21 protein-coding genes, 1 pseudogene and 1 riboswitch are annotated in these 24,310 nt (G+C 40.7%); of the genes and pseudogenes, 13 read left to right on the top strand and 9 right to left on the bottom strand.

Annotated features, from left to right (window positions below; genetic code table 11):
• Nucleotides 1-66 precede the first annotated feature (66 nt).
• Both UYC_RS0104930 and UYC_RS0104925 read left to right on the top strand, forming a co-directional pair.
• Nucleotides 67-414 carry a winged helix-turn-helix transcriptional regulator gene (locus tag UYC_RS0104930; RefSeq protein WP_016873538.1) on the top strand — a complete coding sequence of 116 codons (348 nt, stop codon included), beginning with the start codon at nucleotides 67-69 and terminating at the stop codon, nucleotides 412-414.
• A 249-nt stretch (nucleotides 415-663) separates the two neighbouring features.
• On the top strand, nucleotides 664-1,341 hold the full coding sequence (locus UYC_RS0104925) for a hypothetical protein (protein ID WP_016873537.1): 678 nt from the start codon (nucleotides 664-666) through the stop codon (nucleotides 1,339-1,341).
• 17 nt (nucleotides 1,342-1,358) lie between these two features.
• Here UYC_RS0104925 and UYC_RS0104920 read toward each other — a convergent pair whose 3' ends face one another.
• On the bottom strand, nucleotides 1,359-1,778 hold the full coding sequence (locus UYC_RS0104920; RefSeq protein WP_016873536.1) for a DUF1636 family protein: 420 nt from the start codon (nucleotides 1,776-1,778) through the stop codon (nucleotides 1,359-1,361).
• Nucleotides 1,779-1,801: 23 nt separating this feature from the next.
• Nucleotides 1,802-1,961: riboswitch (cobalamin riboswitch) on the bottom strand.
• Nucleotides 1,962-2,193: 232 nt separating this feature from the next.
• Here UYC_RS0104920 and UYC_RS0104910 point away from each other — a divergent pair.
• From UYC_RS0104910 to UYC_RS0104905, 3 genes are read left to right on the top strand one after another with little or no spacing between them, the layout of a single operon-like run.
• On the top strand, nucleotides 2,194-2,712 hold the full coding sequence (locus UYC_RS0104910; RefSeq protein ID WP_016873534.1) for a GNAT family N-acetyltransferase: 519 nt from the start codon (nucleotides 2,194-2,196) through the stop codon (nucleotides 2,710-2,712).
• Between the two features lie 52 nt (nucleotides 2,713-2,764).
• On the top strand, nucleotides 2,765-2,950 hold the full coding sequence (locus UYC_RS37525; RefSeq protein WP_127011301.1) for a hypothetical protein: 186 nt from the start codon (nucleotides 2,765-2,767) through the stop codon (nucleotides 2,948-2,950).
• Complete coding sequence (locus UYC_RS0104905; protein ID WP_016873533.1) at nucleotides 2,947-4,533, top strand: GMC oxidoreductase; 1,587 nt, start codon at nucleotides 2,947-2,949, stop codon at nucleotides 4,531-4,533. The genes UYC_RS37525 and UYC_RS0104905 overlap by 4 nt, the downstream gene beginning before the upstream one ends.
• A 4-nt stretch (nucleotides 4,534-4,537) precedes the next feature.
• Here UYC_RS0104905 and UYC_RS0104900 read toward each other — a convergent pair whose 3' ends face one another.
• Nucleotides 4,538-6,271, bottom strand: a complete 1,734-nt coding sequence (locus UYC_RS0104900) for an SLC26/SulP family anion transporter (protein ID WP_016873532.1) — start codon at nucleotides 6,269-6,271, stop codon at nucleotides 4,538-4,540.
• Nucleotides 6,272-6,711: 440 nt separating this feature from the next.
• Here UYC_RS0104900 and UYC_RS0104895 point away from each other — a divergent pair, with 440 nt between their 5' ends.
• The 5 genes from UYC_RS0104895 to UYC_RS0104875 all read left to right on the top strand — a co-directional run bounded on the left by UYC_RS0104895 (nucleotide 6,712) and on the right by UYC_RS0104875 (nucleotide 11,588).
• Nucleotides 6,712-7,905, top strand: coding sequence for an aminotransferase class V-fold PLP-dependent enzyme (locus UYC_RS0104895; protein WP_016879276.1), 1,194 nt, complete (start codon nucleotides 6,712-6,714; stop codon nucleotides 7,903-7,905).
• Nucleotides 7,906-8,055: 150 nt separating this feature from the next.
• On the top strand, nucleotides 8,056-9,174 hold the full coding sequence (locus UYC_RS0104890; RefSeq protein ID WP_016873530.1) for a hypothetical protein: 1,119 nt from the start codon (nucleotides 8,056-8,058) through the stop codon (nucleotides 9,172-9,174).
• A gap of 420 nt (nucleotides 9,175-9,594) precedes the next feature.
• A complete protein-coding gene (locus UYC_RS0104885; protein WP_016873529.1) occupies nucleotides 9,595-9,921 on the top strand; it encodes a TIGR03792 family protein in 327 nt (108 codons plus the stop codon).
• 128 nt (nucleotides 9,922-10,049) lie between these two features.
• Nucleotides 10,050-11,171, top strand: a complete 1,122-nt coding sequence (bchI, locus tag UYC_RS0104880) for a magnesium chelatase ATPase subunit I (protein WP_016873528.1) — start codon at nucleotides 10,050-10,052, stop codon at nucleotides 11,169-11,171.
• 126 nt (nucleotides 11,172-11,297) lie between these two features.
• Nucleotides 11,298-11,588 carry a hypothetical protein gene (locus UYC_RS0104875; protein ID WP_016873527.1) on the top strand — a complete coding sequence of 97 codons (291 nt, stop codon included), beginning with the start codon at nucleotides 11,298-11,300 and terminating at the stop codon, nucleotides 11,586-11,588.
• A gap of 85 nt (nucleotides 11,589-11,673) precedes the next feature.
• Here UYC_RS0104875 and UYC_RS0104870 read toward each other — a convergent pair whose 3' ends face one another.
• Both UYC_RS0104870 and UYC_RS35320 read right to left on the bottom strand, forming a co-directional pair.
• Nucleotides 11,674-12,762 carry a nucleotidyltransferase domain-containing protein gene (locus tag UYC_RS0104870; RefSeq protein ID WP_016873526.1) on the bottom strand — a complete coding sequence of 363 codons (1,089 nt, stop codon included), beginning with the start codon at nucleotides 12,760-12,762 and terminating at the stop codon, nucleotides 11,674-11,676.
• A pseudogene (locus UYC_RS35320) lies at nucleotides 12,763-13,325 on the bottom strand (Uma2 family endonuclease).
• A 113-nt stretch (nucleotides 13,326-13,438) separates the two neighbouring features.
• Between UYC_RS35320 and UYC_RS0104860 the strand changes: the two are divergent.
• Complete coding sequence (locus UYC_RS0104860; protein WP_016873525.1) at nucleotides 13,439-13,891, top strand: GNAT family N-acetyltransferase; 453 nt, start codon at nucleotides 13,439-13,441, stop codon at nucleotides 13,889-13,891.
• A 26-nt stretch (nucleotides 13,892-13,917) separates the two neighbouring features.
• Here the strand turns inward: UYC_RS0104860 and UYC_RS0104855 are convergent, their stop codons facing one another.
• Nucleotides 13,918-16,134, bottom strand: a complete 2,217-nt coding sequence (locus UYC_RS0104855; protein ID WP_016873524.1) for a GumC family protein — start codon at nucleotides 16,132-16,134, stop codon at nucleotides 13,918-13,920.
• 344 nt (nucleotides 16,135-16,478) lie between these two features.
• Between UYC_RS0104855 and UYC_RS0104850 the strand changes: the two genes are divergently transcribed.
• Nucleotides 16,479-17,273 (top strand): WecB/TagA/CpsF family glycosyltransferase, encoded by a 795-nt coding sequence (locus tag UYC_RS0104850; RefSeq protein WP_016873523.1) that lies wholly within the window; start codon nucleotides 16,479-16,481, stop codon nucleotides 17,271-17,273.
• Here the strand turns inward: UYC_RS0104850 and UYC_RS0104845 are convergent.
• From UYC_RS0104845 to UYC_RS0104830, 4 genes are all read right to left on the bottom strand, one after another.
• The gene (locus tag UYC_RS0104845; RefSeq protein ID WP_016873522.1) at nucleotides 17,245-18,459 is read right to left on the bottom strand and encodes a glycosyltransferase family 4 protein; all 1,215 of its coding nucleotides are present in this window, start codon (nucleotides 18,457-18,459) and stop codon (nucleotides 17,245-17,247) included. The genes UYC_RS0104850 and UYC_RS0104845 overlap by 29 nt on opposite strands.
• The gene (locus UYC_RS0104840) at nucleotides 18,456-19,769 is read right to left on the bottom strand and encodes a GH39 family glycosyl hydrolase (RefSeq protein WP_016873521.1); all 1,314 of its coding nucleotides are present in this window, start codon (nucleotides 19,767-19,769) and stop codon (nucleotides 18,456-18,458) included. The genes UYC_RS0104845 and UYC_RS0104840 overlap by 4 nt, the downstream gene beginning before the upstream one ends.
• 2 nt (nucleotides 19,770-19,771) lie before the next feature.
• On the bottom strand, nucleotides 19,772-21,067 hold the full coding sequence (locus UYC_RS0104835) for an O-antigen ligase family protein (protein ID WP_016873520.1): 1,296 nt from the start codon (nucleotides 21,065-21,067) through the stop codon (nucleotides 19,772-19,774).
• Nucleotides 21,068-21,412: 345 nt separating this feature from the next.
• On the bottom strand, nucleotides 21,413-22,357 hold the full coding sequence (locus UYC_RS0104830; protein ID WP_016873519.1) for a beta-1,6-N-acetylglucosaminyltransferase: 945 nt from the start codon (nucleotides 22,355-22,357) through the stop codon (nucleotides 21,413-21,415).
• A 618-nt stretch (nucleotides 22,358-22,975) separates the two neighbouring features.
• Between UYC_RS0104830 and UYC_RS0104825 the strand changes: the two genes are divergently transcribed.
• The gene (locus tag UYC_RS0104825) at nucleotides 22,976-24,259 is read left to right on the top strand and encodes a lipopolysaccharide biosynthesis protein (RefSeq protein WP_016873518.1); all 1,284 of its coding nucleotides are present in this window, start codon (nucleotides 22,976-22,978) and stop codon (nucleotides 24,257-24,259) included.
• Nucleotides 24,260-24,310 lie beyond the last annotated feature (51 nt).

Raw genomic sequence — 24,310 nt, 5'->3', positions numbered from 1 at the left:
TAAAAGTTACTTTAGCAAAGTTAACTTGTAAAATGCAAGTAATCTTGAAATTCAGATTTTAGATTGATGGCACAATTAAAACGCTCCTACTGTCCGATCGCATCCACGCTGGATCTAATTGGCGATCGCTGGACACTGTTGGTAATTAGAGACATGATGTTTTTTGGCAAACAGCGATTTGAGGAGTTTTTAGAATCTCCGGAAGGAATTTCCACTAATATCTTGGCAAATCGGCTCAAGTCTCTTGAAGACTTAAATTTGATAGTAAAACAGCCCTATGGCAATCATCCGCGGCGAATGAACTACCAACTTACAGAACGAGGACAGAGTCTTCGCCCTGTGCTGGTAGCAATGATTGAATGGGGGTTAGAGCATATTCCTGACACAATGATTCCTAAAGGTGGCTCCAAGTAAACTGCGTGAAAATTAAGTAATAGCATCTCTACTACTAACCTCCCACTGGGAAGCGGTTTCTCCCCATCCTCCCCATCTTCCTCATCTTTCCTAATCCCTAGTCCCCTGTCACCTGTCCCTACTTGTATAAATCTTTCATCATTCTTCTCAAAAATTTTAGTATGTTCGGGGATTCTTCTTGTCCTTAAAGTAGTACAATTGTTCTAGTTAAGCTAAATTTTGCCAACAGCACAATAGTGCGATCGCTTTATGACGACACAAATGCACAGTGTAATAGCAGCCCAAGTTGATTCTAAAACAATTAGCGAATCCTCCTTTAAGCAATACGAGAAAGAGCAGGCTGAGATGGCAGCGCTTTCTGGCGATCTAAATTCCTCTTTTGGGGCACTCTTTCATGTCACCGCAACTATTCTGCGTCATGCCTTCTTTTTAGCCGAATTTAAAAAGACGCACTCCAAGCGGGAATACAAGAAGCTGCTTGATGAACACGGCTTCTTGGGTGAGGAGAAGAAATATCTAAAAGTGGCAGCAGCCTTTCAAAAGTTCTCGCCTCAAGATTTAGCGCAAATTGAACCGAGAACCATATATCAGCTAGCAGAAAACAGCAAGAAATATCAGCCAGTCATCGATCAGCTCTTAGATTTAGCAGAAGTTTCTCAAAAAGCAGTACGAGAGCTAGTCAGAAAGCAACGTCAACCCAGGGAAATAAAACCCGAAAAGCCCAGCATCTGGAGACGGACAAAAAATGGCGGCAGGTACTGTCAAATTCCACCCATTCATGAAGAAAATGAACGGACTGGAACTACTCTACAAAAGATGATGGATACAGAGGGACTGAGCGCCCAACAGATTGTGGCAGAGGCTATAGCCTTGCGGCAGGCATACAAAGAAGGAAGATTAGTACTGGTACAAGAAACAGTGAATTAACAACCCTGACATAGTCTTTACTGGGGTAAGGATGGAATCCTAGCCAAAATGCCTTTCTTGAGGGGTTCAGGACGTTCTGACCAAGGCAGTAAACCATCGGGTTTAGCATAGTATTGGCTAGCACATTCTAAGATTGCAGATGCACTGTTATCGATTGGTAAATCTCCAAACAGATAAGTTAATTTACCAGAACCAGCAAAAGCGACGACGCAAGAATGACTGCAAGCGCTCATGCATTCAACTTCCTGAATTGGAAAATAATTTTTCAAGTGCCAGTCTTGTGATAGGTTTTGCAGCTGTTTTAGTAGCTTTTGCCCTCCACTTTCACCAACTCGCTTGCCATCTTGCCATGTGGTGGCGCAAGTTTTACAAACAAATAAAGTATGAGAAGGGGCATTAGTGCCCTTGGTTGCGGAAATATTTGCTGTGGCTGTCATCTGTTCCTCGCAGATACATAAAAATACATTGATTAACTTCGGCGGGCATCCTGACTTACAAGGACAAAAGTTATGTGACTTTTGACTTGATTACAGTTGCGGGACAGCGTCGGATTTGCACCGTACTTTCCCCGTTACCTCTGGTGGCTGCTCCCCACCAGAACCGAACGTCTTCGATCATAACATCAATGTGATTTTCACTGACGTAAAAGGCGATCGCGATGTCATACCAATTCTCTGTAACAATGCATTTAATATCTATATCTATATCACCCAAACCCTAGAAGGGTTGGGCTATAAGAACTAAGCCCACCTGCGCGGGCTAAATAAAGAGCTTCTTTATAGATCAATGGTATCAGCAAGTTAATATTACATTGCAGCAGATAGACGAGAGCCGCTGTTGTTGGACTTAATTATGAGCGCGTACTTGCTTCACACTGAACGATTGAGCCTGCGTCCATGCCAGAGCGAGGATCTTGACTCCTTGCACGAGCTATGGACTGATGCTAATGTGCGGCACTTCCTCTTTGACGATCGCCAAATTTCCCGTGAGGAAGCGCAATCTTTTATTGAAACAAGTGCAGCGAATTTTGCAAATTACGGCTACGGGATTTGGCTATTTTTTGAAAATCAAAGTGACTTGATCGCGGGATTCGCAGGTTTGCTTCATTTCTCCCAGGAAGCGCCGAGTCTCATTTTTGGTACTTGTCCCTTACTTTGGGGACGCGGCTACGCAAAAGAAGCCGCACGGGCTGTACTTTGTTATGCTTTTGACGTGCTTGGTTTGGAATGGGCGATCGCAGATGTCGATGAACCGAATGAAGCTTCGATTAGGGTACTTGAGGCTCTGGGTATGTCTCGAACTCGGCGGGCGATCGTCAACGGACGACCACTTCTATACTACGAGATCCACACAGGGCAGGCACATTTATAGGCACATTTATAAACTTGTGGGATGAGCTTCTAACCCGTCCGGTGCGGACAAGATGTCCACACCACAAGATTTACCACAAGATTTATATTTATGCACTAAATTAGTCCGTCACGCCAGTGCGATCGCGCTTCACACTATTTGTACTGGCATCAAAGTTGCATATGAATTACTGCTTCACAGGCTTCCGTGCTATATGTGGAGTCTAATTTCTACTAAGTATGACAAGAAATACTTATGAATAATCGCTACATCCACCGACGGCGTTTCCTCAAAGCTAGTGCTTTTGCTCTTGGAGGTTATACAGTCACCAGCCTTGATGTCTTGCGTTCCTGGGCAAATCAGAGTGAACCTATAGATGCGATCGTGATTGGCAGTGGCTTTGGCGGCGCGGTTGCGGCGCTGCGGTTGGCGCAAGCTGGAGTACAAACTCTTGTGCTGGAACGCGGGCGTCGTTGGACTTTGACTGAAGAACAAAACACCTTTTCTAGCCTGCGTGCTCCAGATAGTCGCTCTTTTTGGCTAAACTCTTCTTCTGTTCCTTTACTTGGTGTTTTTAAGCCTGCTGCCATTGATGACTGTACCGGTGTGTTGGAGGTTTTGGGGGAAAACGGCATCGGTGTGTTAGCAGGTGCAGGTGTGGGTGGCGGTTCTCTTGTCTACTCTGCAGCTACTTACGAACCAACACGCGCTAATTTCGATCGAGTCTTCCAGGGATCAATCTCTTACGATGAGATGGCTGAGGTGTACTATCCTAGAGTCCGCTCTATACTAAAGCCCAGCCCCATTCCAGAGGATATATTGGCGTCAGACTACTACCGCCTGACACGCATTACCCTAGAGCAGGCGGCAAATGCAGGATTGCCCGGAAAACTATTGGACATGAACCTAGATTGGGATGTGGTTCGCCAGGAGATATCTGGAGAGCGGGTTCCCTCTGCGATCGTTGGTGAATTTTTGTATGGGAATAACAGCGGTTGCAAGAACAGCTTGGATCGCAACTACCTGTTACAGGCAGAACAGAGTGGGTTTGTTCAAATTTTGCCATTACACGTAGTCACGGATATTTATGAGATGTCGGAGCATCGTTATGCAGTTTTTTGCAACCAAATTGATGAAGGTGGGAATGTTCTGCAAAAGCGCACCTTTACGAGTAAGCACGTTTTCTTAGCGGCTGGTTCCATGGGAACATCTAAGCTTCTAGTCAAGGCAAAAGCTAAAGGAACGCTCCCCAAGCTAAATGACGCTGTCGGAAAATTCTGGGGTGGTAATGGTGATACTCTTGGTCTTAGAGTTGGTCTACCACCCACTAATCCCAGTCAAGGCGGGCCATTAAGCGCTGTAATTGAAGATCATGCCAACCCAATTGCACCAACAGCGCTTCAACCATACCCAAAATGGAACGAAACACGGCAAGATTATCTTTATTCATTGGGATTTAGCATCGGTTCGGCGAAAGGGAGTTTCCAGTTTGATCCCTTTACCAATAGCGTGCGACTGACTTGGCCGATATACGATCCAGAAATAATTCAGCTACGTCAAGCGACCTTAAAAACATACCAAAAACTTAACCAAGCCAATACAAACAGCACGTATCAGCCTAAAACTGCCCGCGTACTAGATGAGATAACATTACATCCGCTCGGTGGTGCCGTACTTGGAAAAGTCTGTGATTTTTACGGCAGAGTTAAAGGCTATAAGGGTTTATATGTTGTAGATGGTGCGATGATTCCTGGCTATACTGCATGTGCCAACCCTTCTCTCACCATTGCTGCCCTTGCGGAACGGTGCATCGAGCGGATTATTGCAGATGACTTTGTCTAACCACTTATTTATCTGACTCAACAACCTTACTGCTAGAATGCCGATCGCGCTCTGAAAATCCTGCGATCGCTGTGTGCAGTGTGAGATATATGCGTTCATTTCCAATCTTCTGTAAAAGTTGCGATCGCTTTAGCTGGATATAGAGATCCTGTTTGACGCGTGCCATTGCAAAGGTGATGTTTCTAGCGGCTAGTTCGCTTTGCAATTCTGCTAAGGTGTCGATGGCAGTGATATCAACTTCGGCGATCGCTTCTGTATTTAAGACAAACCACTCCACTGGAACTGCTTCTGCCTCGATTGCTTCTAATGCCCGTCGCTTAAAGTTTTCTGCATTGGCAAAGCATAAGGGAGCGTCATACCGATAAATCACCAATCCAGGAATAGTTTTAGCTCCTTCCCAGTCTTCAATATCATGCAATCCCGGTAATCCCGGCACCTCTCCCAAAACAGCATCGTGTGGGCGCGCTACCCTAGCAAACAAATCAATGACGGATAAACCCACAGCAATGCCAACGCCAATCAAAATATCTGTTAGTAAAACTCCAACTGTTGTAATCAGAGCCAGAAACAGCTCGCTGCGCCGAAATTGTCCCAGTCTGATAAATTCCGGTATTTCAATCAATTTGGTAGCGGCATAGATCACGATCGCTCCCAATGCCGCTTTGGGAAATTGCGCCAATAACGGACGCAAAAATAATAGTACCAAGACAACGACAACCAGAGCCACTAAGGAAAACACCTGCGTCTTGCTTCCCAATGAATCTCCGATGACAGTGCGGCTACCACTGCTACTGATTGGGAAACCCTGCATCAATCCGTTTCCCAGATTCGAGGTTCCTAGTGCCAAAAGTTCCTGATTAGCATCAATTTTGTAATGATTGCGGTTAGCAAATGCCCGTGCTGTGAGTACGTTATCTGAATAGCCAACAATCGCAATTCCAATCGCAGATGCTACAAGTGGTAAAAAATCTTGAACTGATAGGCTGGGTAAAGCAAACTGAGGCAAGCCCGCCGGAATTTCCCCAACAATAGCAACACCCCGCTCATCAAGATTAAAGAGTGCCACAGCAGCAGTTGCCAGCAACACCGCCAACAATGGGCCAGGTGCTGTGCGAAAGCGACGCTGAATCGTGAACAAGAAAAATAAAACCAGAGTTGCTAAAATCAGAGTCGGCCAGTGAATGCGATTGAGCTGACTGAGGAATTCACCTACTTCTCCAGAAACAGTATTTGCCTCAATACCAATGCCACCTATTTTACCAAGCTGACCTGTAATCATAATTACAGCAACTCCGGCCATATATCCTGTCAGGATTGGTTTAGATAGTAAATCTGCTAGAAAACCCAGCTTTGCAATGTAGCCAATTATGCACACTACGCCTACCATTAAAGCCAACAAAGAAGCGAAACTTGCATAGTTACCACCATTTGCAGCTATTAGGGGAGCGATCGCTGCTGCCGTCATTACTGCCGTTGTCGATTCCGGCCCTACCGATAGTTGAGGCGATGAACCCAAAAGGGTGTAAATTATCATTGGCGGCAAAATTGCCCACAACCCCACTACAGGTTCCACACCAGCCAACTCCCCATACGCCATACACTGGGGAATCAAATAAGCAGCTACTGTTACACCCGCCAGCACATCCCCTCGCAACCATGTTCGCTGATAAGACAGCAATCGTTTCAACCCCGGCATTTGTAGAGGGATGACTTTATATGTTTTTAATTGGACGTTCACAGACTATATTTGCGTTTAATTTAAGATTAGGCTAAGGATAGGTTAAGCCTTATATAGATTTTATCTCTTAAGGTTATTAAATTAACAGAAAGGCGATCGTAAAATTTTGCGCGATCGCTCCTTTGTTCAAGCTATTTCACAACAATTCAACAAATTCGTCTACACTCAAGCCTACCTGCTGGATAATTGCACGCATTCTGGTAGGGAGACTATCGTTCTAGGCTCTTCACGAATTAGAATGTGCGATCGCAAAATCTACAGTTAACCCTCACCCAACTAGAATAAGAAAGCAAACTCGAAAAGCAGTTTCGTTGAGGTGCAGGTGTGCGATCGCCTACTTTTAAAATGAATAAACGTTGCTGTTCACCAAGAAATTTATTGATTCGCAAAGGCTCTGTGTACAACTGTTGTTCACTTCACAACCTATTTAGGATTGCTGTATGACCATTTCTGTAACAGAAACCAAGCTGCATCTCTATCGCCAACAATTTCCAGCTTTAGCAAATAAAACTTATTTCAACTACGGCGGTCAAGGCCCAATGCCTAAAGCGTCTATGGATGCCATTACTCAAGCCCAAGCGTATATTCAAGAAATTGGCCCTTTTGGTAATGCAGTCGGTAAATGGATTGGACAGGAAGTGAAAGCCACAAGGATAGCGATCGCATCTGAATTAACTGTACAACCTGAAACAATTACCATTACGGAGAATGTAACTGTTGGCTGTAACATTGCAATGTGGGGTATTGAATGGCAAGCTGGCGATCACTTGCTTTTATCTGAATGCGAACATCACAGCGTAGTGGCAATTGCCCAGGAAATTTCCCGCAGATATAGTGTAGAAGTTACTACCTGCCCCTTAATGCCTACCTTGAACGAAGGCGATCCTGTAGCGGTAATTGCCCAGCACCTTCGCCCCAATACCCGTTTAGTAGTTTTGAGCCATATTCTGTGGAATACAGGTCAAGTTTTACCTCTTGACAAAATTGTAGAAAAATGCAGAGATAATAATTCTCTATTGCTGATAGACGCGGCGCAATCAGTTGGTTCATTGCCTTTGAATTTAACTGAATTGGGGGTAGATTTTTATGCATTCACCGGGCATAAATGGTTATGTGGCCCTGCAGGAATAGGGGGTTTGTATGTCAGCCCAGAAATTAGGACAAGCCTGAAGCCTACTTTTGTTGGTTGGCGCAGTATTATTACCGATAGTCAAGGAATGCCTGTAGATTGGCAGCCCAATGGACAATGCTATGAAGTCGCAACATCAGATTATCCTCTTTACGCCGGGTTGAGAGAAGCGATCGCTATTCATCAAAAATGGGGAACGGCAGAGGAACGCTATCAGCAAATTTGTCGTAATAGTGAGTATATGTGGCAGCGGTTGAGGACATTACCGGATGTTCATCTTTTGCGAACCTCACCACCCGAAAGCGGTTTAGTCTCATTTCAACTCACTCAGAGCAAGCCCCATTCTCATCCCCAATTGGTCAATTTTTTAGAATCGCAAGGATTATTTATTCGGATAATTGCCAATCCGAATTGCGTGCGTGCTTGCGTTCATTACTTTACACTTAAATCGGAAATCGACCAACTGGTTGAGGGAATTAGGGAATGGTTAATGGCTAATAGTTAGTGGTTAGTGGTTAATTGTTAATTTTTTACTACTATCTACTGTACGGGCGGGTTTTATTGATTATTTTCGGTTCAAACCGACAAATTATCTTCTAAACCCCCCTACTACTATCTACTAACTTCCCTTCTGCTCAAAAATCTCAAATTCAATATGGAACGTCCAATTTTATACATAGCAATAACAAATCATGGCTTTGGTCATGCTACTCGTGCCGCAGCTGTTGCGGCAACTATTCAAAAGTTATGTCCAGAAGTGCTGCTCATTTTGGTGACCACGGCTCCACGGTGGTTGCTAGAGTGCTATATTGAAGGCGATTTTATCCATCGTCCCCGTGCATTCGATTTAGGTGTTGTACAAGCAGATAGCTTGACAATGGATAAAGCAGCGACATTGGAAAAGTTGTTAGAGATTAAGAAGAATCAGCGTTCTATCATCGCTTCAGAAATCAACTTTATCCGCCAAAATCGTGTCCATCTCATCTTGGCAGATATTCCTTTCCTTGCTGCGGAAATGGGTAAAGCTGCTGGTATTCCCTGCTGGATGATGAGTAACTTTGGCTTCGACTTTATTTACCGAAGTTGGGGCGATCGCTTTACCGAAGTTGCAGATTGGATTAGCGATTGTTACAGCAAGTGCGATCGCTTGTTTCGCCTTCCCTTTCACGAACCGATGGAAGCATTTCAGTACATTATAGACGTAGGCTTAACAGGTGGTTCTCCTCGTTATTCTGCTGACGAAATCCGAGCAATTTGGGGTATTACTGCACCACCAGAAAGAACTATATTACTTACTTTCGGTGGCTTGGGCTTGCAAAAAATCCCTTACGATCGCCTGCAAAAATTTTCGGACTGGCAATTTATTGCCTTCGACCAATTAGCCCCAGATTTACCTAATGTAATTCAAATTAGCGAAGCCTGCGGCAAGCGCGAAGCGCTACGCCAATTCCGTCCTGTAGATTTTATGCCCATTTGCGATCGAGTTGTTTCTAAACCTGGTTTCAGTACTTTTGCAGAAGCTACTCGCCTAGATGTGCCAATCGTTTCTGTAACCCGTGATGAATTTGCAGAAGCAGCTTTTCTATTAGAAGGTATTACAAGTTACAACCGACATCAAATTCTCACCCCATCAGAGTTTTTTGATGGTTCTTGGGATTTTTTACTGCAACCACCCCAACCACCAACTTCCTCAGAACCGATTGCCAAGGATGGTAACGAAGCTATTGCTCATGCAGTCGTCAAATATTTTGGTGAATGCGGCAATTCTAAATGATGTTTTTCATCTCTCAAACCCACGTTCTGGTTAGTTAAGAAAACGCGATCGCGCAATCAAAGGAAATGCTCGCATCTTGTGAAACCATTGCCACATAAGCTTACGGAGCAAGTAAGAAAATATTTTTGCTCAGTTATTTCTGACTTGTGCTCAATTTTATAAACAAAATCCTTATAGACTAGACCTCTCGCACATTTATGACTTAAAAAACTGGTTTTTTACTTAATTTAAGATATTTAGCCTGCGGAGGCAGGCTTTGTTTGTCTAGCCCCAGACTTCCAGTCTGAGGGGATGAATGCATTTTAATGTCCGTGATTTGCTTGGGGATGCCAAATAACGAGCGATCGCACCTGTCTGAAGGAATGAATGCATTCTAATGTCCGTGCTATCCTTTTTCAGGAGAGAAAAAAGAACTCAAAAATGACCACAAATACAGATTTACAACACTGTATAGAACTACTCAAGATTAAAGTACCACCTGCACAACGAGAAGAATACATTCATAAGGACGCAGAAATTTGGACAGCGGCGCTGGCTAATTATCCTGGCTTTCTGGGCAAACAAGTTTGGCTCAACCCCAACGATCCCACAGAGGTAATTTTGGTCATTCATTGGGAAACACGCGAGCAGTGGAAAGCTATTCTACAAGCTGAACTAGATGCCATAGAGCAAAAATTTAACCAAGAACTAGGATTTAACAGTCAGATAGTAGAGGTATGTGAGTATAAAGTACAGAGTTTTCTCTAAAACTAGAATCCTTAATATTTTGAATTCCTGTCTCCCCCACTCACCCCCTCTTCAGTTTCTACTCCCTACACCCGACCTGTGGCACAATAGGAAACTGTAATAAGAAAAATATAGATAAAGGTAATTTAGTGAGTCCTACTGCTATTGCTACCGCTGCTGCGCGTCGCGTGGTATTTCCTTTTACGGCAATTGTCGGCCAGGAAGAAATGAAACTGGCTCTCATATTGAACGTGATTGACCCTAAAATTGGTGGTGTGATGATTATGGGCGATCGCGGTACTGGTAAATCCACAACCATCCGGGCGTTGGCTGACTTGTTGCCAGAAATCCCTGTAGTTGCTAACGATCCCTTCAACAGCCACCCCAGCGATCCCGATTTGATGGGCGATGAAATTCGTCAAAAACTAGAAAACGGCGAGGATATTCCCGTCGTTCAGAAAAAAGTTCAAATGGTTGATTTGCCATTGGGTGCGACAGAAGACAGGGTTTGTGGCACTATTGACATTGAGAAAGCTTTATCTGAAGGTGTGAAAGCCTTTGAACCAGGACTTTTAGCGAAAGCCAACCGCGGCATTCTTTATGTGGATGAAGTCAATCTACTCGACGATCACTTGGTAGATGTGCTCTTAGACTCTGCCGCCAGTGGTTGGAACACAGTAGAACGAGAAGGTATTTCCATCCGTCACCCAGCGCGCTTTGTACTCGTCGGTTCTGGGAACCCAGAAGAAGGCGAACTCCGTCCACAGCTACTCGATCGCTTCGGAATGCACGCAGAAATCCATACAGTCAAAGCACCAGCTTTGCGGGTGCAAATCGTCGAACAACGGGCAGAGTTTGACCAAAATCCCCAAGAATTTTTGGAAAAATACAAATCTCAGCAAGAGGAATTGCAACAGCGTATTATCAAAGCCCAAGAACTTTTACCCTCGGTTAATATTGACTATGACTTGCGGGTAAAAATTTCCGAAGTTTGTTCTGAACTAGATGTGGATGGTTTGCGGGGTGACATTGTTAGCAACCGCGCTGCCAAAGCTTTAACAGCCTTTGAGGGGCGTACCGAAGTGACAGTTGATGATATCCGCCGTGTCATTACACTATGCTTGCGCCACAGATTGCGGAAAGATCCTCTAGAGTCAATTGATTCTGGTTATAAGGTAGAAAAAGCTTTCGCACGTGTATTTGGTGTAGAACTACCAGAAGACTCCGTTCAAAGTAATGGTGCAGGTCAAATTAAAACTGGTATTCGTTGATTTGGTAGTTATAAGTAGTTAATGGTTAATGGCTAATGGATAGTTTTTTTAACAAATAATCAACCACTAACCACTAACCACTAACCACTAACCACTAACTACTAACTCCTAATTGGTGGACTTGTTATGAGAAGTTGGCGCTTGTTGTTAAGTACCCTAATTTTATCTAGCCAATACAACCCACCCCGGTTTGTAGAACTGTTAATGTTGACGCTGGCAATTGTTATGCTGGCGATTTCTACTGTTTTACCAGCACAAGAACCTTACATGGTGTTGGGCTTGAGTTTTGTGGTTGGTGCATCAATTTCTATCTTAGTCAGGGAAGCGATCGCTCCATCTCCTCAAACACGCATTACCCAATTCACAGCCATACTATTGCTGATCGTTAGTATTTATGGTTTTATTGATATAATCTAGCAAGTTACAGGTTACAGGTTACAGGTTACAGGTTACAGTTTTCTTCATACCCTGTCACCTATCCCCTATCCCCTATACCCTATTCTCACCACCCTTGCATTTCTACCAACTCTATACATAGCTCATTGATTTGCTCTAAATCGGGTTTGTAAGGTAAATTTGATTTTTCATATACTTTTTCCATTTCAGCCATCAAATCTTCTGCCATTTTCATCACCTGCTCATAAGAATAATTACCCTTAAGAATTGCTTTTAAATCATCAACATCACCAGCTATTCTTCTGTCTACAATTAATTCTCCTGTTTGTAATATTTCTAGTCCACTGCGTAGCAGTCTAATGCAGTGCATCCCGTGTTTGAGATCAAAGCCAGACTTTCTTTCCATTTCCGCCCTAGCAGGATTTCTATTTTCTTGCCACGATAAATAAGCTTTCCATTCTCGCAAAGCGATTTGATAGCTTTGACTTTTCTGAAGCAGACGGATAAAATCCTTACGACTATGAGTTAAATTTTGAGTATATTCTAAAGTTTCATCAGGCAAGGTATATTGTTTCAACACGGCTTTGAAATCAATATCTGCTACTAACAAATTATATAGTTGTTCGACTTGTTCTAAAAACTCAATCTTGCCTCTAATTAAGTTATAAAGATACTCCAAAAAAGCATTCAATTCTTCTTTGCTTAATGGTGGTTCGTCTTCTATGCCAAAATCAGATGGAACTGGTTTCTTTTGCGGTGGATTTAATAACCATTTCCGATGAGTTTCCATTTTTTTGATTTGAGCAAAGGCATAACCAGAGTAAGTATGTTTGACTTTCTTACTCAAGAATATTTTTCTCTTTTTAATTAAATGTTGTCCTACTAATGTTAATACAGGATATTGATTTAACCAAAGTAATTCTAAAACATTGGGATTTGCTCCAGCTAAAAGTTGGAGAAGTTTTCTTAATTCGTAAATAACTGTATCTTTATTACTATCTAAAAAGGAAAATATTCCTGGTTCATCCCAACCACTATCCTTTTGTTCAATACGGTCAAATCCCAAGTAAAATCTTTTGGGTGCGATAAACACTCCCCTATAATCATAGTCTGAATCTGGACGATTTAAGCCATAGCCGTGACTGCCTGCTAAACCAAGTAAAATAGTTCTTTTTTCAACTTCAATTCTTTTCATTTACTCTAACAACCATCCAAATAATTCTCCTACCGACAGTTTTAACTCACTTGCAAATTCTGGTACAGGAAGGATAACTTCTGCCTCATCCAACGCTATAGGTTGCCGAGCGCGTATGTATACAAATACAGTTTGCTCCTCTGGATCGATCAACCATCCCATTTGGGTTTCAAATCTCAAGCAATGTAGAATGTTTTTGATTACCTTTGTTGCACTTGCTCAGGAGACAAAATTTCAATTGTCCAATCAGGAGCAATTGCAAATACATTGGCTACAGCACCATTTCCTTTACGAGGTATTCTGTGCCAGGTAAACACTGCTACATCTGGTACAATTGACTTACCACCAAAAGTACACTGCAGTTCAGGAAAAGCACGCGCGATTTTTTTGGATTTCACAACGGCATTAATCGCAATAATAAGTTCGCCCTGAATAGTGCTGTGTTCTCCCTGTGGCATTGGTTTTTGAATAACTTCACCGTCAATATACTCGCTTGCTGGTTCGGTTTCTGGCAGCTTCAGAAATTCTTCTAATGTTAAAGCTTTTGGTGGTATCTGTACCATTGCTTTTCGCTTTTATGGCTCTAAGTAAATACCTTTTTCCTTTATTCTACAGATTGCTATGCAATTCCTTTAGAATCTAAAGGGTAGTTATAACCATAAAGATAGCTTAGATAATGACGTATCGAGTTATTGAAGATTTGACTGAAAATCAAATTTCAGATTTGCTGGATTTGTATAAAAACGAATTTTGGAGTCACAAACGTACCCGTGAGAAAGTCATAAAGATGCTAGCAGCATCAGATATTATCATTGGGTTGATTGATGAGGGCGATCGCTTGATTGCTTTTACCCGTGTTCTCACAGATTTTGTCTACAGGGCAACTATTTATGATGTGATTGTTAAGCCTACCCACAGAAAGATGGGACTTGGTGCTAGGTTAATGGATATAGTTGTCAATCATCCTCAATTATGCTCTGTGGAGCAGTTTGCTCTTTACTGTCTACCAGAGATGATACCATTCTATGAGCGTTGGGGTTTCACTGCTGATTTGGGTGAATTTCGCTTAATGTGTCGCAACCATCAATCTCATCCTGAAAATATCAGCAGTGGCGATGAACTTCTTTGAACTGGTTTGAATATTGCTGTCAACTTTTAACTGACTTTAGCTCTATCCTTTGCATTAATATCCGAAGTTACCAAATCTTTCTCAGTATTGTATTCTTTGACGTAGAAATAGCTGTCCGGTTCATTTTCAGGACATACACCATTAACTACCATCCCTAAGACATTTTGACTAGACTGCTCTAAAAGTTCTTTAGCAGAAATAGCGCTTCCAGTATCTAATAACTGAGGTTGAACTATCATCACGATGCCATCAGTCATAGCACCAATAATCCTTGCATCAGCAGCAGCGCTGAGTGGAGGAGTATCAATGAGGACGAAATCATAGCTGCTTGAGAAGACTTCGACTAGGGAAGCCATGCGTCTGGAGTTGAGAATTGCTAACGGATTCGGAGGTAATACCCCAGAGGTAAGAACGTATAGATTCTGCTCTACCTTTGTTACCACTGTTTCCAAATCTATCTGCTCAACAATGAGATTGCTCAATCCTTTATTATTTCCAAGCTCCCAGAACTGGTGTTGTGAAGGACTACGCATATCTGCATCCACCAGCAAGACTTTGAACCCTAGTTGGGCGATCGCTAAAGCCAAGTTGGCAGAAACCGTAGACTTACCCTCTTTAGGAACAGCACTTGTGATTGTAATTACCCTCAATTCTTGATCTGAACCAAGAAATTTTAAGTTGGCATATATCATTCCATAGATTTCGCTAATCATGGAACGAGGGGTACATTTAACAGGAATCTTGGGTAGAGTTTGTTCGGGATTTTCATTCCGAGAGTTAAGTTTGTCAATTTTGTCAAAGTTAGGAATAACACCCAATACTGTGTATCCCAATACTTCCTTTGCCTCGCGTAAAGTTTTGATTGATGTATCTACAGCATCTCTAGCCAGTGCAATGAATACAGCAAGTATGATTCCTGCAACTCCTCCGAGTGCAAAGTTTAAGAGTTTCTTTGGAGCAACAGGTTCTTCTGCAACTCGACCGACATCTACAATTTGAGCATTGCCAACATTTTGATTTTCTGCAATCCGTACTTCTTCTAATTTTTTCAACAGAGTGGCATAAGTAGATTGAGCTGCATCTACTTCTCGTTCTAACTCTCGCTGTTTTTGTTGCAATTGGGGTATAATCCCAGCTCTTTGTTTATAGTTGGAATATACTTTAGATAAAGCACTCAACTGATTGTTGAAAACAATACGCTCTACTTCTGTTTTGACATAATCTTCGGTAAGTTTTTGTTGCAACTCTCCTATCTGCAAGTTTTGATCGAGTAAAGGTTGTTGCCCTTTAAAAACTTGTTGTACCCGTTTTTCTAATACTTCTCTGAGCGATGCTTGCTTGAGCTTTAGATCGGCAATCACAGGAGTATTTTCTTGATATCGGCTGCGCTCATTTGCTAATTTGCTTTCTACCTCTTGGTAGTCTGCAAGTGCTTTTTGTACCCCAGCAGACTGGCTCAAAGCATTAATAACTTTAGCTTGTTCGACGTTGATGCCAATCTCTCTTTGAAGCGCGGCTGAACGCATATTCGCATTTGCCAAATTAATTTGGGCTTGAGCTATTTGATTTTCTAAATCTGTAACAAGTGTAACTGCAGCTTTTGCTTCATTCTCCAAATCTAAAATGTTATTGCGTTCTTTAAACTCACGCAACTGTGCTTCCGCTTTTTGAACGCTAATCTTACTCTTGGGTAACTGACTTTCGATAAAATTTCTTGCAGCTATAGCTTCGGTTCGAGTAGCCATCATATTGTTTCTTAGATAAGAATCCATGAGTTTGTTGACTACTGCCTGTGCTTGTTCTGGTACGGTACTTTTGTATGAAATTAGTAAAGTATCTGTTCCCTTGATATTTTTGACTTCAAGCCGTTGCTGAAACTCTTTAATTTTCAGTGGTTCGCCCTGTTCATTTTTTAAATCGAGTTCGTTAATCGTTCTTTGAGCAAAGGCTACAGAATTTATAATTTCTGCCTGTGTGTTGACTGGATAATTGCTTTCTGGGGAATCTACTAAAGAATCTAATTGTCCTAACTCTTTCCCTAAACCCGTTACAGTAGAGGTGCTACCCGTTCTCTTCAATAAAAGCTTTCCTTGCGCTTGATAAACAGGCTTTTGCAGAAAAGTCACTAAGGCTGTTAGTAACAATACAAATCCGAAAACAGCTGATGCTGGTAGCCAACGTCTTTTTAGAATCAACCAGTACTGCCGAAGATCTATGTATTCTTCTTGTTTATTGGATTGCATGAGTTTTAACTCCTGAAGTACTGCCCTTGGTGATTTTTCTTTGAATTAGCTACCGTAGCTTTATAATACATAAGCTTGTAAAAGGTGCCAACCACTGAACGCAAAGCTGAATAAAAAAGTTAGTTATAACAAAAAAGTTAGTCATAACATATATAAGCATACCTGTAGATGTATCAGTATATATAAGTAAAAATGTACAGTTATTCAATCTGTTTATAGATAGAGAGATAAAAAATAAAATTAACCCACAACTTTGATGTAAAAATCAGTCAATAAAGTGGTACTTTTAACAATGGCTTTGTCAAAAATTTATTCCATCAGCAGCGTCGCTCCCAACTTACATGATGGCAAAACGCTATTTCTATACACAACAAAAATCTCTACCTACGCAGAAACTAATTAACTCTCCTGTAACTGCATTAAAGTTTGATGCTCAAATAGCAACAATGTTGCAGTGGGCAAAAAAATCTGAGAGTAAAGTTGTATGTGTAGCAAATGTTCATATGTTAATCGAGGCATACAGAGAGCCAGATTTTGCCTGTGTTCTCGAAAATGCAGACATTGTTACTCCTGACGGTATGCCTTTAGTTTGGATGTTGAAATTATTGGGGGTAAAAAATCAAAATCGTGTTGCTGGCCCTGACATATTAGTAGAATTATGTCGGCTAGCTCCAGAACATGATGTTAGTATCTATTTTGTGGGAAGTGAAAGAAGAGTTCTTGAACAAATGAGAAAGAGGATAGAAGTTCAATTTCCTCATCTCAAGATTGCAGGGATGGAACCCTTGCCGTTTCGTCCATTGACTCAACAAGAAGATGATGCTTTAATTCAAAAAATTAATCAAAGTCAAGCAGGTTTGGTACTTGTTGCACTAGGGTGTCCCAAACAAGAGTATTGGATGGCTCAACATAAAGGCAAAATTCAGGCAGTTATGATTGGTGTGGGCGGAGCTTTCCCAATGTTTGCAGAAATCCACAAAAGAGCACCTTTATGGATTCAAAAATCAGGATTAGAATGGCTTTATCGATTAATTCAAGAGCCACAACGGCTCTGGAAACGTTATTGGAATACGAATGGAATGTTTATCTATCTAGCAGTCAAACAACTGCTCACCCAGAGGATAAGTGAGAGGCAATAGCAGTTTTTTTAGTGAGTGCCACTTGGTAAATTGCCATCAATTTTTGGTAATTTTCCTCAGGAGTATAGTGATTTTCGTAATTACGGCGAGCATTTTGACCCATACTAATCATTTGTTCAGGATGCTCGTATGCCCATCTGATTTTATTTGCTAAATCTGTTGAATTGCCAGGTTGGAAATGCAGACCAGTAATTCCATCCTCAACAATTTCTGCCATACTACCCCAGCTTGAAGCTAATACTGGCAGGCCACAAGCAAAGGCTTCCACCATGGTTAAACCAAATGTTTCGTACCAAATTGAAGGAAAAATGAGAAATTTTGCATTCAGCATCAGTTGCAGTACTGCTGACTTATCTTGCTGACCCAGAAATTGGATTGTATCCTCAAGCCCAATCGCTTGAATACTTGCGGATAAGCTCTCAAGTTGTGGCCCTGTGCCAGCAATTTTCAGTGGAATACGCAAATTGTTTTGCACATATGCATCGATCAGAGTTGCTATGCCTTTTTCTGGTGAGATTCGCCCTACGAAGAGTGCATATTCACCGTCTGCTCTAGTGAGATTTAATGGTTTTGGGTCAATGATGTAATTAGGCTTAATGTGGATTTTTTCTCTAGGCAGCCCAGCTTGAACCATCTTTTCTTTTTGAAAAGCTGTCAGAGCAATGTAAGCATCAACTGATTTGTGCCAAGTACCGCGCTGCCAGTGAACAGCTAGCATAGCAGCAACGACAGCACTTTGAACGTGCGAACCGCGATAGCAAGCGTGTACAATACCAGGCCACGGTATCCTTTTGCCCAAGCAATCTTCACAAGCTGTGCTGTTCCGAAATAGCATTGCATTGGGACAACCTAGTCTATAGTTATGTAATGTTTGCAAGACTGGCACCTTAGCAGTGTTACAGGCATCGTATACGGATGGAGAGAGTAGTGGGAAAAAGTTGTGAACGTGTACTACATCAGGACAAAAGTGAGCGATCGCCTCGCTGATGCGGGATTTAGATGGGAGTGAATAAATTGCGCTCAAAGCAGCCCGAATTTGACCTGTAATTCCAACTATGTCATCATTGCTAACTTCAATTAATACAACCTGATGCCCTTTTGACTCCAATAAAGCTTTTTCTGCTTGTACTACTGAATCTTCGCCGCCGGCGTACTGATAGCGGTTATGTAGTAAAAGAACTCTCACGAGGTTAATCCTTCTAATAATTGAGGTGATGGGTTAATTACTATCCGGCTTTTTCGTATATAAGTGTGTTTTTTACCTGACAAATCTCTGATTTGGCGCACATTCCACTTTTGAGGTACGTTGAACAGTTGTCTTCTTTCCGGATTCCAGACGATCCAAGCTAAATTGCCGCGATCGCGCTTTAACTGACAAACCCACGTCTTGTTTCGATCTGGTTCGCAACTTGTGATTTTTGACCCCAGTAGCCAATTCCTTACCTCGGTGTAGGCAGTAGCCACAGGCTTGGGCGTTTTAATGTCATACTCAGTTAATCCCATGCTTCGGTGTCCCCAAGCATACCAATAAAGCCTTTCTATCCCCCTTGCCCAGGAAAGAATGTAAGAGCGAGCAATATAAGCAGAAGCATCTCCAAGAGAAAGTGCTTTTCCTGCCCATTCCTCATCATCAATGTTTTTATCTCGATTTATCGTCTTCCATCCAGTTTCCGTATTCCAAAGTTGTTTATGGTCTTGTTTATACTTTGCTAACAACCCCTGTACTCGCTGAATTATTGGCAACATTGCCTCTGGTGGCTTGGGTGCAACATAAAAGTGAAAAGCAATCATATCCGCATACCTACCCCCACCCAGAGCCAGGTAGTCTTCAAAATATCTCAGGGCATTGCTTTCTGGTGCTGACATTGCAGAGGAGATAACTGTAATTGTTGGATCAACCTCTTTAAGTACTTGGTAAGCGGCTCGATTCAATGCCACCAATTGCTTCACAGTTCCAGAATAAAATCGCTTGACATTTGGCTCGTTCCAAAGCTCGTAATAGCGAACTCGTCCTTTGTAGCGCATGGCGATCGTGCGTACATAATTGCGCCAGTCTTCAATATTTTTAGGCACGGCAGTGTTGCCCTTTTGTGCATCTGGCGTGCAACATCCAGTTTCGTTTGGACGTACTGACGCCCAGGTTGGGACATATTTGAGAATGAACAGCATCTCCACACCATGCTGTTGTGCTAAGGCAACATCCCGATCCAATCTTTCAAAATTCCACTTACCTTGCTTTGGCTCTAAAAGATCCCAATCTGAATAAGCATTACGCCAACCTTTAAAAGGAATAGTCGGCCAAGCTGCACCATAATCCAAGTTGATTATATTCAAATTAAAAAGACTAGTGGGTACTGCAGGTAAAGTCGCAGGATTGAGCTTTGCACCAAATGATTGTTCAGTTGGAAAAATTTTCAGCAATCCTTGCCAATGAAATAACATGATTAGCAAGATTGTTGCCACCGTTAAGCTAGTGTAGCGCCATAAATTAGACATTGCTATCTCCGTGGCCTAAAAATTGCATTACTTTTCCTGGGCTTGAAGGTAAGTTGATTAACTTGAGATAGCCACCCGATCATCAGCATCATCAAAGCTGTACGATATACTATCGGATCTGGAATACTAGCTTCAGTTAATCCCCGCACTACAGAATAGACAAACAAAGCTAATCCCAAAGGCGCTTGTGGTAAATGCGCTTTCAGTGCTTTTTTAACTAACCAAAAATAGCTGATATAAGTTAATACACCCAGCAGTAAGCCTATAAATCCCAAATTAACCCATATATTCAACAATTCATTATGGGGATGAACCAATCGAAGATCGATGATCTGATCTGCAATATCTCGATATGATTGAAATCCATAACCCCATATAGGATTTTCCCGAATCATATCCCAAGTCATTTCCCAAATTGCGGTTCTCCCTGTTGCAGTGGTTAGAGCTTGTCCTCCTTGCTGTTCATTCAGGTATCGATCTAAATAACTACTTAGTCTCCCAGCAGAAATAGCTACTACCCCACTTGTTAGTAATAGTATATTTATTTTTTTCTGAAAACTGATTTTACTACATCCTACATATACCAAGCCTGCCAGCAAAAAACAGGCAATAGAAGTTTTACTTAGACTTTTTAGTAATGTAAAAAGTAACACTACTATGATGAGAATATAGCGCTGACGCTCTGCTATCCTTTCTTTAGATTGCAAAGCTAAATGAATAGCACACAGACTAATAATAGCCATGTTGTTGCCAATATTATTGGGGTGGAAAAATTCTTCATTACCCAAACGACCGTCAGAAGTCATAGGACTTAAGAGCAGGGCAATTAAAGCAAATACCAAACCTCCCCAAACATAGCCTCGTAGAGAACTAGGTGCCACTCTTTCTACATCACCTATGTATAGCAGTAGCAACACTACAAAAATATTGATTGCCAAGCTAGCCCAATACCCGAAAGCAGAAAAAAGAGGACTTGCACTTGTCCACAATAGTGTGATACCTGCCCAAATTATTAGTGCAAGTAGCATTTTGCTAGCCATGGGTTGCAATATCTCTAGACGTTTAAGTCGTTTACTGACGAAGATACTTGATAGCAAAAATAAAGCAAAACCTGTAGCAGGTAGGCAACTAACTAACGTTCCTAAAGCTGGGTTACTTTGAAAAAATAAGAAAGTTAGAGAAGGCTCAATTGCATTAATAAACCAAAACCAAAATGCAAGGCTTTCAACTTTGATGTAGAAACTTTGAGCAGGTAACTTCTTGGCTGCATCCGCAGTAATTATGGACTCTGGCCTCATCTTTTACATTCGGTAATATCCTACTTATAGTTAAAGATACACGTTCAGCCTTCACTTAAAACATTAGTTTCAATAATAAATTTGAACAATTTGAATGTGCTTTGACAAAAATATTTATTTAATCAGTATCAATTTGTATAAATTTTCTTGATTTACGTCGGTAATATCTTGTATTTTATGAAGAATTAATGATAAAAAATATATTTTCAAAAGTATAATTTTTCTGAGACTATTTCTAATCTTAGACAAATGCTATTACAATTATGAAATTATGTATATCTATAAATAAACTAATGTTAGGTAAATACCATAATATTAGTTCTAATAAAGTTGAAATTTGAAGCTTTAGGTATTTAGTATTCTCGCATCTAACATATCTAAAATTTTACTATCATACTTGATATCGAATTTTCTAGCGAAATGAATATCATCTTTGCACAAAATTGGATAGTCTTCGGAACTCAACTTCCGACAACCGTCGTATGGCAGACCCTTTCTATAATCCATATAACGCTTATTATCATTGCATAAATTGAATAATTTACTATTAACTAAAATAGCCTGAATAAAGGATTCATCGGGTAAATAAGTTTTTTTGTAGTAATTAACTAAATCTGGGTTTTTTTGAGCAAACTCATATAAATATTGAATACAGTTTTGGGAAAGAGTATGAAAGTACGAGCCAGCATAACATAAAAAAGAATCATTAAATGGCAAGTTAGTACTGCGAATTCCCACCATCAAGCTATATTGAGTCTTAATTCTTATAAAAGGCTGAATACTATTAATGATTTCTCGTGGAAGCTTAAGGAATGCTCTTTGCCAACGTTGTAAATATCCATAAAACCACCAATAGCTATAAAGATAGCGATCAAAACCTTCTCCACGCTTCCAAGTATTTTGTTCAAAATCAGAAAGCGCATCAAAGTACTCTAAAAAGCCATCAAACTCAGTTTCAGCCAAGAATTTTTCTATCTGGGGAAGTGGTTGAGTAGGATAGTCTTGACCTGTTAGGTTAATAAGCCAATCGAATTCAATATTTTGGCTAAATACCCAATCAAGGACATCTAAATATTCTTGAACTAGAGAAAAAGAGCCTAATTTTCTTTCACTACTTTTTAATATTTTAACTTTAGGTAGACTCTCTAGGAACTCTACGTCTAAAATACTATATTTGAAGTTATGAATAACTATTATGTAAGATTCTGGACTTGAACTTTTAATAATTTTGACAAGTCTGTAAATTTGTTCTAAATCCTTATGAGTATGGATAAGATAAATAATTTTCATGAGGCTAGCTACTTATCAAAATCAAGACTGCTATTATTACTGGCTACTAGTATCACTTCACCAAATGGCGAAAATTAGAAAGGAAAGTAAATATCCCATTTAATCATATTGTATTGTCATCACTTTATCTTAAAAGAATTAAGACCATCTATATTAGACTTCTTACGAGCTACCTACTGTCATGATTGAAAGTAATGTTCAATTGAACGTTTTACCGTGATTTCTCTAAAGATAAAAGGCGGTATAGGCTTATTCCAGACAGTTTTCAGTTTTCACTTGATAAAAATTGATAAGGCAGGTCAGATTTTAGATCATAACTACATTTGTTTCAGATTTTAGAGATTCTAGTGTTTTTGATTTAATTAAATTGTAAAAGTCCATTTGTAACTGCATTAATTGCATTATTTTAATTTTTTTGAATTTTTACAATAAACTTTATAGTACTATAGTCTTGCATATACTCCAGCTCAATAGCTTACACCAAAAGTAACAACGCACTTAGTGCCAAGAACTTTACTTTATTAGCGATTACCCAGACATAGTATTAAAGCGAGTTTGACTAGTACCAATAGAGTCAAATTGAGTAGTTTGAATTTTTGCTAGCAATTTTGAAGGTTTATGATTCAACCCCTCAAATTTTTTCTACAGCGTTACAGCCATGTTAATTGGACAGTTGCAGATCAGGTCATGGTCAGCGGTACAAACTTTCTAACAGGCATCTTGCTGGCTCGATTTTTAGGAGTAGAAAGCTATGGTCAGTTTGTCGTATTGTATGCAATCTTACTTTATGTGAATACTATCCAGTTTGCGCTTATTATTGCTCCCATGATCAGTATTGCTCCCCAGATTAGCTCAAAAAAAGAGCGAACTCAATACTTCCAAGGTGTGATTACTTTACAAGTTCTATTTAGTGTTTTTCTCAGTCTGCTCATCTTCTTACTCGGAAGTAGATTTCAACAATGGTATTCTTTGGGGAATATTCAGGAAAGTATATTGCCTTTAGCAGCAAGTATACTGTTGTTTCAATTACAGGATTGGTTACGACGTTATTACTTTATTTGTTCTAAAGGTAAGACCGTGTTTTTTAATGATTTTATCAGCTATGGTGGACAGATCGGATTATTATTTTTATTTTATGCAATTGGGAAATTAAATATTGCTAATGCTTTATGGGCGATCGCGCTTAGTTCTGCAATAGCCTTTTTAATCGGTATATTGACAGAAAATCTTCGACCTGCTGTCAGTTATGCTTTACCAGTCTTAAAGCAGAGCTGGCGATTTGGACGCGATCTGTTATTTTCTGGGCAGATATATTGGGCTGGCTCACAAGGTATTCTGATTTTTAGTGCTACTATGTTGGGCGCAACAGCAGCAGGTGGAATCAAGGCTGCACTAAATATTGTCGGGCTACTAAATCTTTTATTCCAAGGTATGGAAAATATCATACCTATACAAGCAGCACAGAAATACAGTCAGAACCAAATCACAGGATTGATGGATTATCTTAAAAAAATCAGTCTACTTGGTGGATTACTACTAACAGTACCTTGTTTAGCTATAGCATTGTTATCCAAAGAGCTAATGCTATTCATATATGGAAAGGAATACGTAGTATTTGCTTCTTTAATTATTTGGCAAGTAGGTATCGCTTTCATCGCATTTTTTCGGATGCAAGTTTTCTACTTCTTTAGAACTATAGGTTATACAAAGGAGATTGTATTCAACACAATCGTTTCGACCACATTGACATTTATCATCGCTGGTACTTTCATATACACGTTGCAAGAAACGGGTATTATGATGGCATTACTATTTGGTGAAGTAGCCGGTCTTGTTTACGGAGCTTGGCTAGTGAATAAATATTTCCATGGGCTTAAATCATATACAATCTCTCCTAAGTAGTAAGCAGTTCTTGCTGAACTGCCTACAGAAAAAGACAAGGAGGAGAGTGGG

The organism is Chlorogloeopsis fritschii PCC 6912 (assembly GCF_000317285.1).
GTDB lineage: Bacteria > Cyanobacteriota > Cyanobacteriia > Cyanobacteriales > Nostocaceae > Chlorogloeopsis > Chlorogloeopsis fritschii.
The sequence above is the reverse complement of the archived record's forward strand: the minus strand, read 5'-3'. Positions and strand labels throughout refer to the sequence as shown.

What these genes read in the sequence shown, in the direction of transcription:
- UYC_RS0104930 (WP_016873538.1), top strand. Translation starts at nt 67, where the DNA reads ATGGCACAATTAAAACGCTCCTACTGTCCGATCGCATCCACGCTGGAT.
- UYC_RS0104925 (WP_016873537.1), top strand. Translation starts at nt 664, where the DNA reads ATGACGACACAAATGCACAGTGTAATAGCAGCCCAAGTTGATTCTAAA.
- UYC_RS0104920 (WP_016873536.1), bottom strand. Translation starts at nt 1,778, where the DNA reads ATGACAGCCACAGCAAATATTTCCGCAACCAAGGGCACTAATGCCCCT.
- UYC_RS0104910 (WP_016873534.1), top strand. Translation starts at nt 2,194, where the DNA reads ATGAGCGCGTACTTGCTTCACACTGAACGATTGAGCCTGCGTCCATGC.
- UYC_RS37525 (WP_127011301.1), top strand. Translation starts at nt 2,765, where the DNA reads ATGTCCACACCACAAGATTTACCACAAGATTTATATTTATGCACTAAA.
- UYC_RS0104905 (WP_016873533.1), top strand. Translation starts at nt 2,947, where the DNA reads ATGAATAATCGCTACATCCACCGACGGCGTTTCCTCAAAGCTAGTGCT.
- UYC_RS0104895 (WP_016879276.1), top strand. Translation starts at nt 6,712, where the DNA reads ATGACCATTTCTGTAACAGAAACCAAGCTGCATCTCTATCGCCAACAA.
- UYC_RS0104890 (WP_016873530.1), top strand. Translation starts at nt 8,056, where the DNA reads ATGGAACGTCCAATTTTATACATAGCAATAACAAATCATGGCTTTGGT.
- UYC_RS0104885 (WP_016873529.1), top strand. Translation starts at nt 9,595, where the DNA reads ATGACCACAAATACAGATTTACAACACTGTATAGAACTACTCAAGATT.
- UYC_RS0104875 (WP_016873527.1), top strand. Translation starts at nt 11,298, where the DNA reads ATGAGAAGTTGGCGCTTGTTGTTAAGTACCCTAATTTTATCTAGCCAA.
- UYC_RS0104870 (WP_016873526.1), bottom strand. Translation starts at nt 12,762, where the DNA reads ATGAAAAGAATTGAAGTTGAAAAAAGAACTATTTTACTTGGTTTAGCA.
- UYC_RS0104860 (WP_016873525.1), top strand. Translation starts at nt 13,439, where the DNA reads ATGACGTATCGAGTTATTGAAGATTTGACTGAAAATCAAATTTCAGAT.
- UYC_RS0104855 (WP_016873524.1), bottom strand. Translation starts at nt 16,134, where the DNA reads ATGCAATCCAATAAACAAGAAGAATACATAGATCTTCGGCAGTACTGG.
- UYC_RS0104850 (WP_016873523.1), top strand. Translation starts at nt 16,479, where the DNA reads ATGGCAAAACGCTATTTCTATACACAACAAAAATCTCTACCTACGCAG.
- UYC_RS0104840 (WP_016873521.1), bottom strand. Translation starts at nt 19,769, where the DNA reads ATGTCTAATTTATGGCGCTACACTAGCTTAACGGTGGCAACAATCTTG.
- UYC_RS0104835 (WP_016873520.1), bottom strand. Translation starts at nt 21,067, where the DNA reads ATGAGGCCAGAGTCCATAATTACTGCGGATGCAGCCAAGAAGTTACCT.
- UYC_RS0104830 (WP_016873519.1), bottom strand. Translation starts at nt 22,357, where the DNA reads ATGAAAATTATTTATCTTATCCATACTCATAAGGATTTAGAACAAATT.
- UYC_RS0104825 (WP_016873518.1), top strand. Translation starts at nt 22,976, where the DNA reads ATGATTCAACCCCTCAAATTTTTTCTACAGCGTTACAGCCATGTTAAT.